The 14574-nt window shown below is 70.8% G+C and carries 16 protein-coding genes; 9 read left to right on the top strand and 7 right to left on the bottom strand.

Annotated features, from left to right (window positions below; genetic code table 11):
* Nucleotides 1–15: 15 nt before the first annotated feature.
* A complete protein-coding gene (locus KAF39_RS10280) occupies nt 16–933 on the bottom strand; it encodes an alpha/beta hydrolase (RefSeq protein WP_307805180.1) in 918 nt (305 codons plus the stop codon).
* Nucleotides 934–1110: 177 nt separating this feature from the next.
* Between KAF39_RS10280 and KAF39_RS10285 the strand changes: the two genes are divergently transcribed.
* From KAF39_RS10285 to KAF39_RS10295, 3 genes are read left to right on the top strand one after another with little or no spacing between them, the layout of a single operon-like run.
* Entirely contained in the window at nt 1111–1587 is a 477-nt protein-coding gene (locus KAF39_RS10285) for a carboxymuconolactone decarboxylase family protein (RefSeq protein ID WP_210677165.1), read from the top strand.
* Nucleotides 1584–2318, top strand: a complete 735-nt coding sequence (locus KAF39_RS10290; RefSeq protein WP_210677166.1) for a tyrosine-protein phosphatase — start codon at nt 1584–1586, stop codon at nt 2316–2318. The genes KAF39_RS10285 and KAF39_RS10290 overlap by 4 nt, the downstream gene beginning before the upstream one ends.
* A gap of 33 nt (nt 2319–2351) precedes the next feature.
* Nucleotides 2352–2822 carry an SIP domain-containing protein gene (locus KAF39_RS10295; protein ID WP_210677167.1) on the top strand — a complete coding sequence of 157 codons (471 nt, stop codon included), beginning with the start codon at nt 2352–2354 and terminating at the stop codon, nt 2820–2822.
* Between the two features lie 2 nt (nt 2823–2824).
* On the opposite strand, the gene KAF39_RS10300 is transcribed toward KAF39_RS10295, so the two are convergent.
* The 4 genes from KAF39_RS10300 to KAF39_RS10315 all read right to left on the bottom strand — a co-directional run bounded on the left by KAF39_RS10300 (nt 2825) and on the right by KAF39_RS10315 (nt 6968).
* Complete coding sequence (locus KAF39_RS10300) at nt 2825–3268, bottom strand: Fe-S oxidoreductase (RefSeq protein WP_210677168.1); 444 nt, start codon at nt 3266–3268, stop codon at nt 2825–2827.
* Complete coding sequence (locus KAF39_RS10305; protein WP_210677169.1) at nt 3265–4068, bottom strand: arginase family protein; 804 nt, start codon at nt 4066–4068, stop codon at nt 3265–3267. Before KAF39_RS10305 ends, KAF39_RS10300 begins: the two co-directional genes overlap by 4 nt.
* A 63-nt stretch (nt 4069–4131) precedes the next feature.
* On the bottom strand, nt 4132–4875 hold the full coding sequence (locus KAF39_RS10310; protein WP_071328326.1) for a PspA/IM30 family protein: 744 nt from the start codon (nt 4873–4875) through the stop codon (nt 4132–4134).
* 59 nt (nt 4876–4934) lie between these two features.
* Nucleotides 4935–6968: a TPM domain-containing protein gene (locus KAF39_RS10315; RefSeq protein ID WP_210677170.1), complete on the bottom strand. Its 2034-nt coding sequence runs from the start codon at nt 6966–6968 to the stop codon at nt 4935–4937.
* 122 nt (nt 6969–7090) lie between these two features.
* Here KAF39_RS10315 and KAF39_RS10320 point away from each other — a divergent pair, with 122 nt between their 5' ends.
* From KAF39_RS10320 to KAF39_RS10335, 4 genes are read left to right on the top strand one after another with little or no spacing between them, the layout of a single operon-like run.
* A complete protein-coding gene (locus KAF39_RS10320) occupies nt 7091–7930 on the top strand; it encodes a DUF3097 domain-containing protein (protein ID WP_210677171.1) in 840 nt (279 codons plus the stop codon).
* 41 nt (nt 7931–7971) lie between these two features.
* Entirely contained in the window at nt 7972–8697 is a 726-nt protein-coding gene (gene trmB / locus KAF39_RS10325; protein WP_210677172.1) for a tRNA (guanosine(46)-N7)-methyltransferase TrmB, read from the top strand.
* Complete coding sequence (locus KAF39_RS10330) at nt 8694–9545, top strand: CPBP family intramembrane glutamic endopeptidase (RefSeq protein WP_210677173.1); 852 nt, start codon at nt 8694–8696, stop codon at nt 9543–9545. The genes trmB and KAF39_RS10330 overlap by 4 nt, the downstream gene beginning before the upstream one ends.
* Before the next feature lie 38 nt (nt 9546–9583).
* A complete protein-coding gene (locus tag KAF39_RS10335) occupies nt 9584–10660 on the top strand; it encodes a DNA polymerase IV (protein WP_210677174.1) in 1077 nt (358 codons plus the stop codon).
* Between the two features lie 2 nt (nt 10661–10662).
* On the opposite strand, the gene KAF39_RS10340 is transcribed toward KAF39_RS10335, so the two are convergent.
* Both KAF39_RS10340 and KAF39_RS10345 read right to left on the bottom strand, forming a co-directional pair.
* Complete coding sequence (locus KAF39_RS10340; protein WP_210677175.1) at nt 10663–11064, bottom strand: RidA family protein; 402 nt, start codon at nt 11062–11064, stop codon at nt 10663–10665.
* Between the two features lie 93 nt (nt 11065–11157).
* A complete protein-coding gene (locus KAF39_RS10345; protein WP_210677176.1) occupies nt 11158–11544 on the bottom strand; it encodes an SHOCT domain-containing protein in 387 nt (128 codons plus the stop codon).
* Nucleotides 11545–11728: 184 nt separating this feature from the next.
* Between KAF39_RS10345 and KAF39_RS10350 the strand changes: the two genes are divergently transcribed.
* Both KAF39_RS10350 and KAF39_RS10355 read left to right on the top strand, forming a co-directional pair.
* On the top strand, nt 11729–13402 hold the full coding sequence (locus tag KAF39_RS10350; protein WP_210677177.1) for a SulP family inorganic anion transporter: 1674 nt from the start codon (nt 11729–11731) through the stop codon (nt 13400–13402).
* Between the two features lie 105 nt (nt 13403–13507).
* On the top strand, nt 13508–14488 hold the full coding sequence (locus tag KAF39_RS10355; RefSeq protein ID WP_210677178.1) for an FUSC family protein: 981 nt from the start codon (nt 13508–13510) through the stop codon (nt 14486–14488).
* Nucleotides 14489–14574: the final 86 nt, after the last annotated feature.

The following is a 14574-nucleotide window of genomic DNA, read 5'->3' on the forward strand; positions in this document are numbered from 1 at the left end:
TCGTGGAACGGAACGTCATATTCCGGCTGCCGCGGTGGAGGCGACGAGCGCCGCGAGCTCGCGGGGGGCGGTCTCCTGCACGTTGTGGGTGGCCTCCATCACCACGATTCGGGCGTGGGGGAGCCGCTGCTGGAACGTCTCGGCATCGGAGGCGCTGACGAAGCCGCGAGCGGCGCGGACGAGGGTCACGGGTGCGGTGACGGCCGCCAGGTCGTCCCATCCGGTCTCGTGGAGCGCGGACGGGGCCGTCGCGGGTCCGGGGTCGTGGGCGGCGAGGGCGGTGGCGGCCAGATGCGCGAAGTGGTGCTTCCACTCGATGCGGCCGTCGTCGCGGACCCGTGTGTTGAGGAAGACGCCGCGCTCGGTCTCGGCGCGGGTGCCCCCGAAGCCGAGGGCCATCGCCTTGTCGACGAGCTCGTCCCGGGTGGCGAAGTCGGTGGGCCCGGCGTAGAACTCGCGGAGGGCGGCGGGACCGGCGGATACGTCGATCCCGGGCGTGATGTCCACGATGATCAGCGCGGCCACCAGCTCGGGGCGGGTCGCCGCCACAGCGGCACCCGTGAGACCGCCGAGCGACTGTCCGACGAGGACCTGCGGCTGCGTCGTCCACGCGTCCAACGCCGCGATCACGTCGGCGGCCAGCGTACGGGGGGAGTAGTCGCGGTCCTCACGCCAGGCGGAGTCGCCGTGCCCGGCGAGGTCGATCGCGAGGAGCGGCTGTCCGAGCGCCAATGCGGTCGTGTCCCATGTGTGCGCGTTCAAGCCCGCGCCATGCAGGAGGGTGACTCGCGGCGTCTCCGTCCCGAAGCGCAGCGCGCTCACGGAGCGGCCGCCCGGCAGGGGGAGAGTCAGGCGCTCCACCGTCGGGAGGGGGACGCCGATCGCTTCGGCCTGTGCGGGAAGATAGGAGAACTCGCTGGTGTCGATCGCCACGCCGCTATTCTGCGCCCCGGGGGACGCGAGCCGGAAATGTCGGATCAATGTGACAGTCATGTACCGGTTCAGGCTTGGCGTTCTGTGGCATAAATCTCGTTCTGACTTGTCTTTCTGCATTTCGGGCCTGGCGCGCGCCGGGGGCCGTGCGTCTCGTCCGACGAATATCATGGAGGCATGAGCGAACAGCGCGTCCACCTGTCCAAGACGGAGCCCGCGGCCTACCAGGCGCTCGACGCCTTCTCCAAGACCGTCGGCGGCATCTGCGCCGCGAACGGCATCGACGATCGCCTGAAGGAGATCGTCATGATCCACTGCTCCCAGCTCAACGGGTGCAGCTATTGCACGCGGGTGCACGTGGACCGCGCGGTGGCGGCGGGGCTGGACGCCGACACGATCAGCCAGATCGCCGTCTGGCGGGAGAGCGGCGTGTTCAGCGATCGGGAGCGTGCGGCGCTGGAGCTCGCCGAGGCCTTCACGTTCATCGCGGAGGACGGCATCTCGGATGAGGTGTACGACCTGGTGGGCAGCGTGTTCACCGAGAAGGAGTATGCCGCGCTGAGCTGGGCGTGCGTGTCGATCAACGCCTTCAACCGGATCGTCATCGCCGGGCGCTACCCGGTCCCGCCCCGCGGCGCGCAGGCGGGCGCATGACGATCCTCGACGTCGAAGGCGTGTCGAACGTCCGCGACGTCGGCGGCATCCCCACGGAGAGCGGTCGCATCCGCACCGGGGTGCTGCTGCGCTCCGGGCAGCTGTCCACCGCGACGACGAACGGGGCCGCGCTCCTGCGATCGGCCGTCCGGCACATCGTGGATCTCCGTGACGGCGAGGAGGTCGCGGCGGAGCCGAGCGAGATCGAAGGGCCGGAGACGACTCACCTCCCGCTCTTCCTCGGGTCCGTGCGCTCGTTCTTCGAGTCCGACACGAGCCTCGACGACCTGTATCTGCACCTGCTGGAGGAGAGCGGGGAGCGCCTCGTCGCCGCCGTGCGCGTGATCGCGGCGGGGAAGCCGACCCTCGTCCACTGCACGGTGGGCAAGGATCGCACCGGGGTCACCGTCGCCTTGGCGCTGTCCGCGGTCGGGGCGGATCGTGAAGCCGTGATCGCGGACTACGCCCTGACCGAGTCGCAGCTCCCGGCGGAGCGGTCGCGCCGCATCGCCGCCTACCTTCGCACGCAGCATCCGGAGGCGGTGCACGCGGTGGATCTCGCCACCCGCTCTCCGGCCGAGGTGATGCGTCGCCTGCTCGCGCAGGTGGACGAGCGGTGGGGGTCGGCGGCGGGGTACCTGCGCGCCAACGGGATGACCGACGAAGAGCTCGTCGCCCTGCAGGACGCCCTCGTCGAGTCGACACCGACGAATGCCCCGACGGAAGGTTAGGCAAGCCTTCGCTTGGTGTACGATGGGATCACCATGGACACCACGCTCGACACCCGAGGCACGCGTGCGGCTCGCCGCGCGGCGCGTCGTCGCGCACATCACCTGGTCACCGCCGACGAGCACTCCCTGCTCGATCTCGAGGCGTTCCTCGCGACCCTGCCGCTCTGCGCGTCCGGCCGCATCTTCGTCGAGGTGCCGGACGCCTCCGACATCGGTGTCGTCCACGCGCCGGCCCGCATGACGGTGACGTGGCTCGCGCGCTCGGCTCGCTCCGGCGCTCCGGGCAGTGGCCGTTCCTGCGCGCCGGGCCAGGCTCTCGCCAGGGCGACGTGCGCCTGGGCCGATGAGATGCTGTGCGATGACGAGGTCGAGACCCACGTCACGCTGCTCGGCGGCTACCTCGGCACCGCCGACATCGTCGAGCACCTGACGGACACCCTGGGTGTCGCGGCGACGCGCATCCGCGTGCCCGAGCGGTTCGGCCTCCTGCCCGTCACGGGCTGAGATCAGCGGGTGCGGCGCACGTAGTTGCCGTCCTCGAGTCCTGCTTCGATCTCGAAGCGGTTCCGCAACGGATCCCGCCCGGCGAGGAAGTACAGGACCGGCATCAGGAAGCCGTAGCGCAACCACTGCTGTTTGTGCACGGCCTCGTGGCGCAGGACGGCATCCGTTGGTCGATCGTCTCCGGTGAGGAAGCACCCGCCCACGCAGACCCCGCCGCGGTGGAAGGCCCATCGCGGCAGACCGCGGAAGACCCAGAGTCCCGCACGCCGCTCGATCGGTCCGGTACTCCACAGCGTCCCCCAGACCCAGCCGACAGCGGTGCCCCAGACGTAGCCCAGGCGGCTGATCGGTGAACGCAGCAGGAACGACGGGATGCGACAATCGAGGCGGCGCCCGCGGGCGAGCCGTTCCGCTGCGACCGCCTCCCACCCCGGCGTCGGGCTCATGCGACCGCTCCGACGAGGCGCAGGATCGCCCCGAGGTCGTCCACCGCGTCGGCGGGCGTGCGCGGGGCGAAGCCGGCGATCGTCGCCCCGGTGAGCGGTACACGAGCGCGGAGCTGACGGATCGCGGTGCTGAGCGCGGCCGGGGTGACGCCGAACGGCACCGCTGAGGAGACGCCGGAGAAGGACGCCGGATCGAGCACATCGACGTCGATGTGCACCCAGACGCGTGCGGCCCCGGTGGCCTGCACGGCTTCGGCGAGGGCGTCCGGGTCGTCCAGATCCGTCACGCCGAGGTTCCGGAGGCGGTCCCACTCCTCGCTCTCGGCGTCGTCCACGTTCCGCACGCCGACGGTGACCACCCGGTCCCGGGGGATGCCGGGGGAGAGGGCGACCTGCGGCTCTCCCTCGCCGAGGACGGCCCGGAGCGCCATGCCGGAGAAGGCCCCGGACGGCGACGTCTCTGGGGTATGGAGATCGGCGTGCGCATCGCACCAGACCACGGCGAGATCATCGGTGCCGCCGGGGAGCGCATCGAGGGCGGCGACGGTGATGCTGCAGTCGCCGCCGATCAGCACGGTCCCTGCGTCGAGATACCCGGCGACCAGCTCCCTCGTGCGGGCGAGGGCGCTGAGCCGCCGGACACCCGTGCCCAGTGCCTCACCGGCCTCGACCGGAACGTCGAGGGTCGTCGTCGCCGCACGCGGCAGATCGCCGGCGATGGCCGACGCGCCGTCGACGAGGAGCATCGCGCGCGCGGCGGGCGAACCCTGCCACTGCGGCACGACCAGGAAACGCACCATGGGAGACCTCCCGGAGACGGAACCGCGGATGCCCGGGCGTGCACCCGGGCATCCGCGTCGGTGTCAGTTGCCTTCGAGTGCCTGGCGCGGCGCGCTGCCGCCGGCCTTCAGCTCGGCCAGGCGCGCCTCGACCTCGGTCAGCTCACCGAGGTCCTCGAGGCTCTCGAACTGCGCGTCGAGGCTCGACGCGGCCAGCTCCGCCTTGCCCTGGGCGAGAGCCTCCTGGCGGCGGACCTTGTCTTCGAACCGGCCGAGCTCGCTGGTGGGGTCGAGCACGTTGATGGAACTGACCGCGTCCTGCACCTTGGTCTGCGCCTCGGCGACCTTGGCGCGGGCGAGCAGCTCGCTGCGCTTGTTCTTCAGCTCGTTGAGCTTGTCCTTCATGCCGTTCAGGCCGCTCTTGAGCTTGTCGACGATCTCGGTCTGGGCGGCGATCTGCGGTTCGGCGCTGGTCGCCTCGCGCTCGGCGCTGATCTGGCGCTGCAGGGCGATCTTCGCGAGGTTGTCGAACTTGTCGGCGTCGGCGGTGTTGCCCGCACCGCGCATCTCGTCGGCCTTGCGGCTGGCGGCGAGGGCCTTGTTGCCCCACTCGTTGGCCGCCTGCACGTCTTCCTCGTGGTCGCGCTCCAGCAGCCGCAGGTTGCCGATGGTCTCCGCGATGGCGGACTCGGCGTCGGCGATGCTGTTGGTGTAGTCGCGGACGAGCTGGTCGAGCATCTTCTGCGGGTCCTCCGCAGAATCCAGGAGGGCGTTGATGTTCGCGCGGACGAGGGTGGAGATCCGTCCGAAGATGGACTGCTTGGTCATGCGGGGTTCCTTTCAGAGGGGCGTCTTCGAGAGCTTTGCGTATGTGTCTGTGCGGGGGATCAGAAGCGTCGACCTCCGGAGCGTCCGCGTCCGCCGCCCCCGCGGGATCCGCCACCGCCGAAGCCGGAGCTGCGGAAGCCGCCGGAGGAGCGCCAGCTGCTGCTCCGGCGGGAGGACCCGCCGCCTCCGCCGCCGGCGAGGAGACCGCCGATGATCCCGCCCAGGATGTCGCCGCCGATGCCGGAGCCGCCGGAGCGGGACCCGGAGCCGCCGAAGAGGCCGCCCCAGCCGTCGTCCTGGTAGCCGCCGGGGCTGTAGGCACGCAGATCGGCCTCCGCGGCGGACGTGGCCTGGCGTGCGAGATCGAGGGCGCGCCGGGCCTCGGCCAGGGCGTTCTCGACATCCGACGCGCGCAGGGTGAGGGCCTGCGTCAAGGCGGTATCGGCGGCTGCGAGGCGCGTTCGGGCGGTGGAGCCCACGGTGCCGCGGCGCGTCTCGATGAACTCCCGGGCAGCCCGGATCTCGGAGGCCGCCTGCGAGAGCGTCTGCTCCAGGAGCTGTTGGGCCCGTCGGGCCCGCTCCACGGCTTCGTGTCCGAGGGCGATCGCGCCGTCGATCTGCGCGTTCGCGGCCGTGAGGGCGTCGAGGGCCCGCTGCGGGTTGCGTGGCCTGGCGACGAGATCGGCCTGTGCCGTCTGCAGCTGCGCGGTCACCGTGTGGGTCGCGCTCGCCAGGGCACCGGTCGGGTCGGGCAGCTGCGAGGCCGCCGTCACATCGCCCTGGAGCTCGGCGACGAGGGCCTGTGCCTGCGCCTCGATGCCGGTCAGTTCGGTTCCGAGCGCGGTGATCGCGTGGACCAGCTGCGTGGCCTGGGCCACCGCCTGCTCGGCTGTGCGGATCGCGAAGGCCGCTTCACCGGTGCGCCCGTTCGCGAGGGCCTGGGCCGCGGCGTCGATCGCCCGATCGGCCAGGGCCGCGCGCTCCTGGGCCTGCGCCGGGTTGTCCGTCACGGTGCTCAGGGCGCCCTGCTCGTAGGTCGCGGCGAGAGCGGCGAGGGAGGGAGCAGCCGAGGCGAGGAGCGGCGTCAGATCGGCGCGTTCGCGCCGCACCCGCTCCAGCTCCTGCGGTGCGTTCTGCTCGAGCTGGCGCAGCTCGTCGAAGGCCTCGGTGTTGTCGTCGAGGATGTCGTCGATCTCGTCGGCGAGCCGGATGATGCGGATGTGCCACGCGCGTCGGTCGTGGATGGAGTCCTCGATCTCGTCGTCGAGCTTCTGCCGGAGGTCGAACGCTTCGGCGATCTTCGTCTTCGCCTCGTCGATGGCGCGGGCGAACTCCGCGGTCGCGCCCTCGCCGTACTGCGCCACGGCGAACCCCAACTCCTCCCGGCTGGAGGTGATGGCGTCGTCCGCGCGCACGAGCGCGGTGCCGGCCTGCTGCTCGACCTGGGCATCGGTGAGAGTCGAGAACGGATCGGCGGGATCGGGGGTCTCCGGCATCGCGCCCCGCTCGCGGATCGCCGCGGTGCGGCGTGCGCGTCGGACCAGAGCGACGATGAGCCAGACGAGGAGGGCCGCGACGGCGACCCCGACGACGATCAGCGTGACGCGGAGCGCTCCGGCACCGCCGTCCCCCTGGATCTCGTCGGCGGCCAGGGTGATCGCGCCGGTCCAGTCGCCGCTGCCGGCGAGGGGCGCGATCGCGTCTTCGATGGCGGCGATCCGCCCGTCGCTCAACGGCCCGGAGGAGTCGGCGGAGATGTACAGGCTGCGGCCCTCCACGGCGATCGCGAGCAGGTACTGATCAGGGCCGAGCCGATTGTCGTTCGCGACCTGGTCGGCCCACGCGACGCTGTCGCTCGGGTCGGTGAAGTCGTCGACGAGGACGACGAACAGGTCGGCGGAGGAGTTGTCCGTGAGCTCCTGCAGGCGCGCCTCGACCTGGTCCTCCTCGGCGGGGGAGAGCACGTCGGCCTGGTCGGTGACGTAGCCGGAGTCGAGGGTGAGCGGATCGGTCGCGGACGCCGCCGAGGCGGACAGCGCACCTGTCGCGACCGCGAGGGCCAGAGCACCCAGCGTCAGCCACCGTTTCGTCATCGTGTTCCCTCCGACCGGCAGCCGAGCCCCATGCGTCGAGTCTATGCACTGCATCCGACACGCGACAGCACTCGCGCGCGTCTCGCCGTTCGCCGTCAGCGGAGACACATACGCTGGAAGGCATGGACGACAGGTACGGAACGGACGTGCTGGCGGCGGGATGGCGTGACCGCGGTGCGAAGCCGGTGCCACAGGTGCCCGCGGAACTCGACCTCGTGGTCGAGGTCGCCGCGGACGGATTCTGCGGAGCCGTGACGAAGGTGCACGGCGGCACGGTCGAGCTCGAGGACCGGCTCGGCCGTCGGCGGCTCTTCCCTCTCGGCGGCGGCTTCCTCATCGACGGCGCGCCGGTCCGGCTGTCCGTCCCCGCCGCCACCGCCCAGGGGCCCCGGCGGACCGCATCCGGCTCGTTCGCCGTGGCAGACCAGCGCGCGAGGACGGCCCTTCCCAGCCGCATCCTCGTGGAGGGTCGGCACGACGCGGAGCTCGTCGAGAAGGTGTGGGGCGCCGACCTGCGCGTCGAGGGCGTCGTGGTGGAGTACCTCCAGGGAGTCGATCTCCTCGATGAGCTCCTCGCCGCCGAACCTCCCAGCGCGCGGCGACGTTACGGCGTCCTCGTCGACCACCTGGTGCCGGGGTCCAAGGAGTCCCGGATCGCCAAGGCGGTCGCCCGCGGACCGCACGGGCGGCATGTCCGCATCGTCGGCCACCCGTTCGTCGACGTCTGGCAGTGCGTCACGCCGCGCGCGCTGGGTATCGCCGCCTGGCCGGAGATCCCGCGCGGTGTCGATTGGAAGACGGGCATCTGCCGGGCCTTCGGCTGGCCGCACGAGACACAGGCGGACACCGCACGGGCCTGGCAGCACATCCTCTCGAAGGTGACGACCTACCGGGATCTCGAGCCGGCGCTCCTCGGCCGTGTGGAGGAGCTGATCGACTTCGTCACGGAGCCGGCCGGCTGACCGTAGTCGGAGGCGTCGACGCCGCCGACTACCCTGGTTCCATGCCCGAACCCCGCACCTTCCGCGACGAACCGGTGTCCTTCGTGCGCCGGAGCGGCCGGATGTCCGAGGCGCAGGAGCGCGCCTTCTCCGATCTCGCCCCGCGCTACCTGCTCGATGTGCCGCGCGACGTGGCGTGGACATCGGTGCACCCCGACGCGCGGCTCGACGTCGCCGCGGAATACGGACGGGAGGCCGACCTCTACGTCGAGATCGGGTCCGGCCAGGGGCACGCCATCGTCGCTGCCGCCTCGACCCGTCCGCAGGACGACTTCCTCGCCGTGGAGGTGTTCCGTGCCGGCGTCGCGCGGACCATGCTCGACGCCGACCGTGCCGGCGCGCACAACCTCCGTGTCGTCGAGGCCAACGCTCCGGAGGTGCTCTCCTCGTATCTCCCGGAGGGATCCGCGGCCGAAGTGTGGATCTTCTTCCCCGATCCGTGGCACAAGAAGCGCCATACCAAGCGTCGTCTGGTGCGACCGGGATTCGGGGACACCGCCGCACGGGCTTTGCGGAGCGGCGGACTCCTCCGGCTCGCGACCGACTGGGAGGACTACGCGCTCCAGATGCGCGAGGTGCTCGACGCGGATCCGCTCTTCGAGCGGGCGTTCGACGGGGACTGGGCGGAACGGTTCGACGGCCGGGTGATGACGGCGTTCGAGCGCAAGGGCATCGCGAAGGGACGCGACATCCGGGACCTCGTGTACCGGCGACGGGATCGTGCATGACCCACGCCTCCGTCGCCGCGCACGGGAGAGCGCGGGTCGTGCCGGCGGCGCTGGTGTGCGCGGCCGCGCCGGCCTTCTTCGTCGCGCAGGTGCCCTGGCTCGGCTGGCTGCTGCTGGCGCTCGGACTCGGTGCCGCCCTGCTGATCGAGCGAGGCGAGCGACCGTCCCGCCGCACCGACCGGCTCCGTCAGCCCTCCCTCGTCCGGGACCTGTCGCTCATCGCCGTGGGCATGCTCATCGTGAGTGTCATCCCGCTCGCGGCGGAGCTCGACAACCTGGCCATGCTGCGCTTCACCCTCGCGCTCGGCGGCGCGGTCCTGGTGCCGTATCTGCTCTCGCGTTTCGTCTTCCACGATCACGCGATCCGGTTCCCCTGGCGCACGGGACAGCGCTGGGGGAGGCTGCAGTGGGGATGGCTGGTCGCCGTACTCGTGCTCGGCTGGCTGATCCTGCCGTTCTACTTCCTCACCAGCGGCGTCTATCTGAACTGGCCGGTGGTGGACACGCCGGATCTCATCGCCCGGCTGTTCATCGGGGTGGGAGCGGTGGGCATCTGGGACGAGCTGTTCTTCATCTGCACCGTGTTCGCGCTGCTGCGCCGCCACTTCCCGGACGCCCTGGCGAACGTGCTGCAGGCCGTCGTGTTCGTCTCCTTCCTCTGGGAGCTGGGCTACCGGGAGTGGGGGCCGCTGCTGACCATCCCGTTCGCGCTCCTGCAGGGGTTCATCTTCCTCCGCACGCATTCGCTGGCGTATGTGGTCACTGTGCACCTGCTCTTCGACGCGGTGGTCTTCGCCGTCCTGGTCCACGCGCACAATCCGGGCCTCCTGCCCATCTTCCTGATCTGACGGGTGACTTCCGGGTCCGCGGAGACCACACTCGAGGCATGGCCGAGTGGGTGCTGCACGTCGATATGGATCAGTTCATCGCCGCGGTCGAGGTACGCCGCCGGCCGGAGCTTGCCGGCCGCCCGGTGATCGTGGGTGGCCGTGGAGACCCGACGGAGCGCGCGGTCGTCTCGACCGCCTCGTATGAGGCGCGTGCGTCCGGCATCCGCTCGGGGATGCCGCTGAAGATCGCCGTGCGGAAGGCCCCGGAGGATGCGATCTTCCTCCCCGTGGACCGGGAGGAGTACGAGCGGGCCTCCGCGGAGGTGATGGCGGCACTGCGCGCCCTCCCCGACGTCGTGATCGAGGTCATCGGGTGGGATGAGTGCTTCCTCGGGACACGCACGGACGACCCGCAAGGGGTCGCGCGCGCGGCGCAGCGCGCCGTGCTCGAGGCGACCGGTCTGCACTGCTCGGTGGGCATCGGCGACAACAAGGTGCGGGCGAAGATCGCGACCGAATTCGGCAAGCCCCAGGGGGTCTTCCGCCTGACCGCCGACAACTGGTTCGAGGTCATGGGGGACAGAGGGACCAGGGACCTCTGGGGGGTGGGGCCGAAGGTGCAGAAGCGGCTGGCAGCACACGGCATCGACACCGTGCGGGAACTGGCCGCGGCGGACGAGGCGATGCTCGTGGCGGAGTTCGGTCCGAAGATGGGGCGCTGGTATCGCGACCTCGGCTCCGGACACGGACCGCGTGTCGTCGACGACACTCCCTGGGTCGCGCGCAGTCACAGTCGCGAGACCACGTTTCCGCAGAACCTGACCACCCGGGCCGAGGTCGAGGCCGCGCTGCGGGAACTCGCGGAGCAGGCGTTCGATGATTGTGCCGGCGAGGGCCGTCCGATCACGCGCGTTCATCTCAAGGTGAGGTACGCGCCGTTCGAGACCAGAACGTTCGGACGGAAGCTCACGGCGCCGACCGTCGAGCGCGAGGCCGTCGTCTCCGCCGCGCTCGCACTCGGCGAGACCATCGAGGCCGACCGCGAGGTGCGACTGCTCGGCGTTCGCGCCGAGATGACGATGCCGGATGAGGCCGATGGTGTTGAGCGGACCCCCGTGCGGGGCCGCATCTGAGCTCAGCCGCGGAGCATTGCGGCGATCGCGCTCACCTCGATGAGCGCGCCGGGCACGCCCAGGCCCGCGACGCGCGCGGCCGTCACGAGTGGCGGGGCGCCCGTGCGCGCGAGGGTGGATGCCACGGCGCCGTAGGCGGCCCGTAGGTCGGCGTCCTGATGGACGAGGATCGTCCAGCTCACGACATCCTCGAGAGTCGCACCGGCGGATTCTAGAGCGATCCGTGCGTTGTCGAGGGCCCGTCGTGACTGCTCGCCCACGTCGGACGAGATGACGGTGCCCGACGAATCGACGCCGTTCTGTCCACCGATGTAGACGGTGGTCGCGCCGGGCGGGATGACGGCGGCGTGGCTGAATGCGGGGCTGCGGACGAGACTGTCCGGCTGCAAGAAGGTGATGTCCATGTGCAGATGATGCCCGAGGGGACCGACACGGGGCGGTGTCCCCATCGTCCGCGGAGGTGCGGGGCGGGATTCTCGCACCTCCGCGGCGATGCCCTACTGGAGGGCCTTGGCCTTGATGAGCGAATACTCGTCAGGCGTGATCGTGCCGGCGTCCAACAACGCCTTGGCCTTCCCGATCTCTTCACTCGGGCTGCTCCCCGCGACCTGCTGGATGTAGGCGTTCGCCGCCTCCTGCGCCCGCCGAGCCTCCGCACTGCTGCGTTCGGCCATTCCGCTTCCGCGGGCGATGAGGTACACGAGGGCGGTGAGGAAGGGAACGAAGATCAGGAAGAAGATCCACACCGCCTTCCACCAGCCGTTCAGCTTGTGGTCGCGGAACAGGTCCCCGATGATCGCGAACAGCGCGAAGAGGTACGCGGCGAAAACGTAGATCCACAGGAACCACCAGATGATGTCCCAAAACGAATCCCAGAATCCCATGACAGCTCCTTATCTCAGTGTCCGCCGTCTCCGGGGCACGCTGGGACGATACCGGCCGTCCCGGCCGGCTCGCATCGGTTGCGAAGCGAGTTCACCCGGGTGAGCCGTGCATCCCCCTCTCCCGGGGTGGCGCGCGGCGGCGACGTCGGCAGTACGCTTCCCTCGATGAGGGAGGGAGCATCGCATGGGCGCAGCTCGCAGACCGGCCTGGCTCCTGAGCACCCTGGACGGCTACCACCGGGCCTGGATCGTGCGGGACGTCCTGGCCGGCCTCTCCGCGGGGGCCGTCGTGGTCCCGCAGGCCATGGCGTACGCGACGATCGCGAACCTACCCGTGCAGGTCGGCCTGTACACGTGCATCGTCCCGATGCTGGTCTACGCGCTCCTGGGGGGCAGCAGGGCGATGAGCGTGTCGACCACGTCCACCATCGCCACCCTCACCGCCACGACCCTGGTCTCGGCCGGAGTCGCCGCGGGGTCGGACGACGCGATCGGATCCCTCATGATGCTCACGCTCCTCGTCGGCGTGATCCTCTTGATCGCCCGCGCCTGCCGGCTCGGATCGCTCGTCGAGAACATCAGCGGGGCGACGGTCCTCGGGCTGAAGATCGGGGTCGGTGCGACGGTCGCCGTCGGGCAGCTCCCCAAGCTCCTGGGCGAGTCCGTCGACTTCTCGGGCCACGGCTTCTTCCGCTCGCTCGTCGCCGTCGGGACGGCCGTCGACAGCGTCAACGTGCCGACCGTCTTCCTCTCCGCCGGGTCCATCACGATCCTGCTCCTCCTCAAGCGATTCGCTCCGCGGGTTCCCGGCGCACTCGTCGTGGTGGCGGCAGGGATCCTGCTGGTCGGCGTCGGCGGGGTGGATGACCTCGGCGTCGACCTGATCGCGCCCGTGGCGAGCGGGCTCCCCGTGCCGGGCCTGCCCGATGCGTCGGACACGGTGGCCCTCGTGCCGGGAGCGCTCGCCATCGCCGTCATGGCGTTCCTCGAATCTGCCGCGGTCGCACGAAGCCTGCGCCGGGCGACCGAGCCGCAGATCGACAGCGATCAGGAGCTCTTCGCGACCGGTGCCGCCAACACCATCGGTGCGTTCTTCTCTGCGCTGCCCGCGGCCGGGGGTTTCTCGCAGAGCGCCGTCAACCAGGGCGCCGGTTCCCGGTCCCAGCTCGCGACGATGACGACGGTGGTGCTCGCCGTCCTCGTCGCGCTGTTCCTCGCCCCGGTGCTCAGCCTCCTGCCGGAAGCCACGCTCGCGGCGATGGTCTTCACCGCCGTCCTCGGTCTCGTCGACATCCCGGAACTCGTGCGGTGGGCGCGGATCAGCCGGATGGACTTCTGGGTGGCTGCGGCGGTGGCGATGATCGGTCTGACTGCCGGGCTGCTCCCTGCGGTCGCGGTCGGGGTGGTGGTGACGCTGGTGCTCGTCCTGCGGGAGCTGAACATCCCCCGGGTCCGGGTGGTGGGGCGTCGCGGGAGTGTGCTCGGACTCGAGGTCGAGCGGGGGCTCTACACCGCGAACGCTCTCGCCAACGAGCGCCTCATCATCGACACCGTCGCGACGCAGGACCCTCCGGTGCACGCCGTCGTGCTGGGCATGCCACAGCAGGTGGTGATGTCCATCACTGTCCTGGACGCGCTCGAGTCTCTGGACGACGAGCTGGCGCAGCGGGGAGCGCGACTCCATCTCGCCGCTCTTCCGGTGCAGGCGACCCTGGTCGCCGCGCGGACCCCCTGGTACTCCGCGCTCGTCGCGGACGGTCGTGTACACCCGGACGTCGATGCCGGTCTCGCGGCTGCGGCTCCCGGCACCGGGCCGAACGGAGGCGTTCACCCGGGTGAAGTGCGCGGCGAGCCCTGACCCGGACGCAGGGGATGCCTAGGCTGGCGCCACACCGCATCCGACCGCCGATCGAGACGGGGAGAACATGTCGAGCCGCAGCCACGGCAGGGGAACGAGGCGGTGATGGCGGCGCGCGGGGGCTTGAGCTGGCGATGGTCGCAGTTCGGCCTCGGGGCTCTGTATGCCGCGCCGGCCCTCGGCGTCGCGCCGAACGCGCCCGCGGCCGCCCTGGCGCTGAGCATCGGTGTACTGCCCGCTGCCGCGATGGGACTGCCGCCGCGACGACGCGGAAGGGTCGTGATCCCTCTCTTCGGTGCGGTGGTGGCGCTGGGACTCGTGTTCGGAGCGACGATCGCTCTCGTGCCCGTGGTGGCGGTCGTCGCCCTGGGCGGGATCTCGGTGCTCGCCGCCGGACTCGCCGCACACCGGCGGGCGGGCCGACTCACGCTGACGCTCTTCCTGCCCATGATGGGGATCGGCCTCAGTTTCCCCCTCTCGACGACGACGATGATGCTCGCCACGGCGATCCTGTGCGGCTCGATCTTCGCGTGGGCGGTCGGCCTCTTCTGGCCGGAGCAGCCGGAGAAGCCTCGCGTGGCGGCCACGGTACCGAAGGGGCGCGCGCTGTGGGGATACGGAGTGCTGCTCGGTGCCGCTGCGTCGACGGCGGCCGCGATCGGCTTCACCGCTGGTCTGGAGCACGTCGGCTGGGCCACGGGGACGGTCCTGCTGGTGATGCGACCGGTCCGTGGACAGCTCGTGCGGCGGAGCGTGGGTCGCGCGGGCTCAGTGCTCGTCGGAGCGCTGGCAGCGACAGGGCTCGCCGTCCTGAGCCCGAACGGCGTCGTGATCGGGGTCGCGATCGCTCTGGCAGTCGGCGCGCTCTGCGCGACGCACGAGAGCCGCTGGTACGTGGCGCCGGCGTTCACCACCTTCCTCGTGCTCACCTTTCTCGTGACGACCTCGACCGTCTCGGCGTCTGATCGCTTGCTCGAACGCACGGCGGAAACGCTCCTGGGAGTCGCGATCGCGCTCTTCTTCGGGGCGTTCATCCCGACGCTTCTCGCGATGCGGCGACCGGGGAAGGCGACCGCCGCCGAGTGAGGAGCGTTTCGCCGCGTCCCCCTCTTGCGGGAGCGCTCCCTGCATGGGATGATCTGCCCGCGAGGGGGAGCAATTTCGAAATCGGA

The organism is Microbacterium sp. BLY (genome assembly GCF_017939615.1).
In the GTDB taxonomy this organism is placed as follows: Bacteria; Actinomycetota; Actinomycetes; order Actinomycetales; family Microbacteriaceae; genus Microbacterium.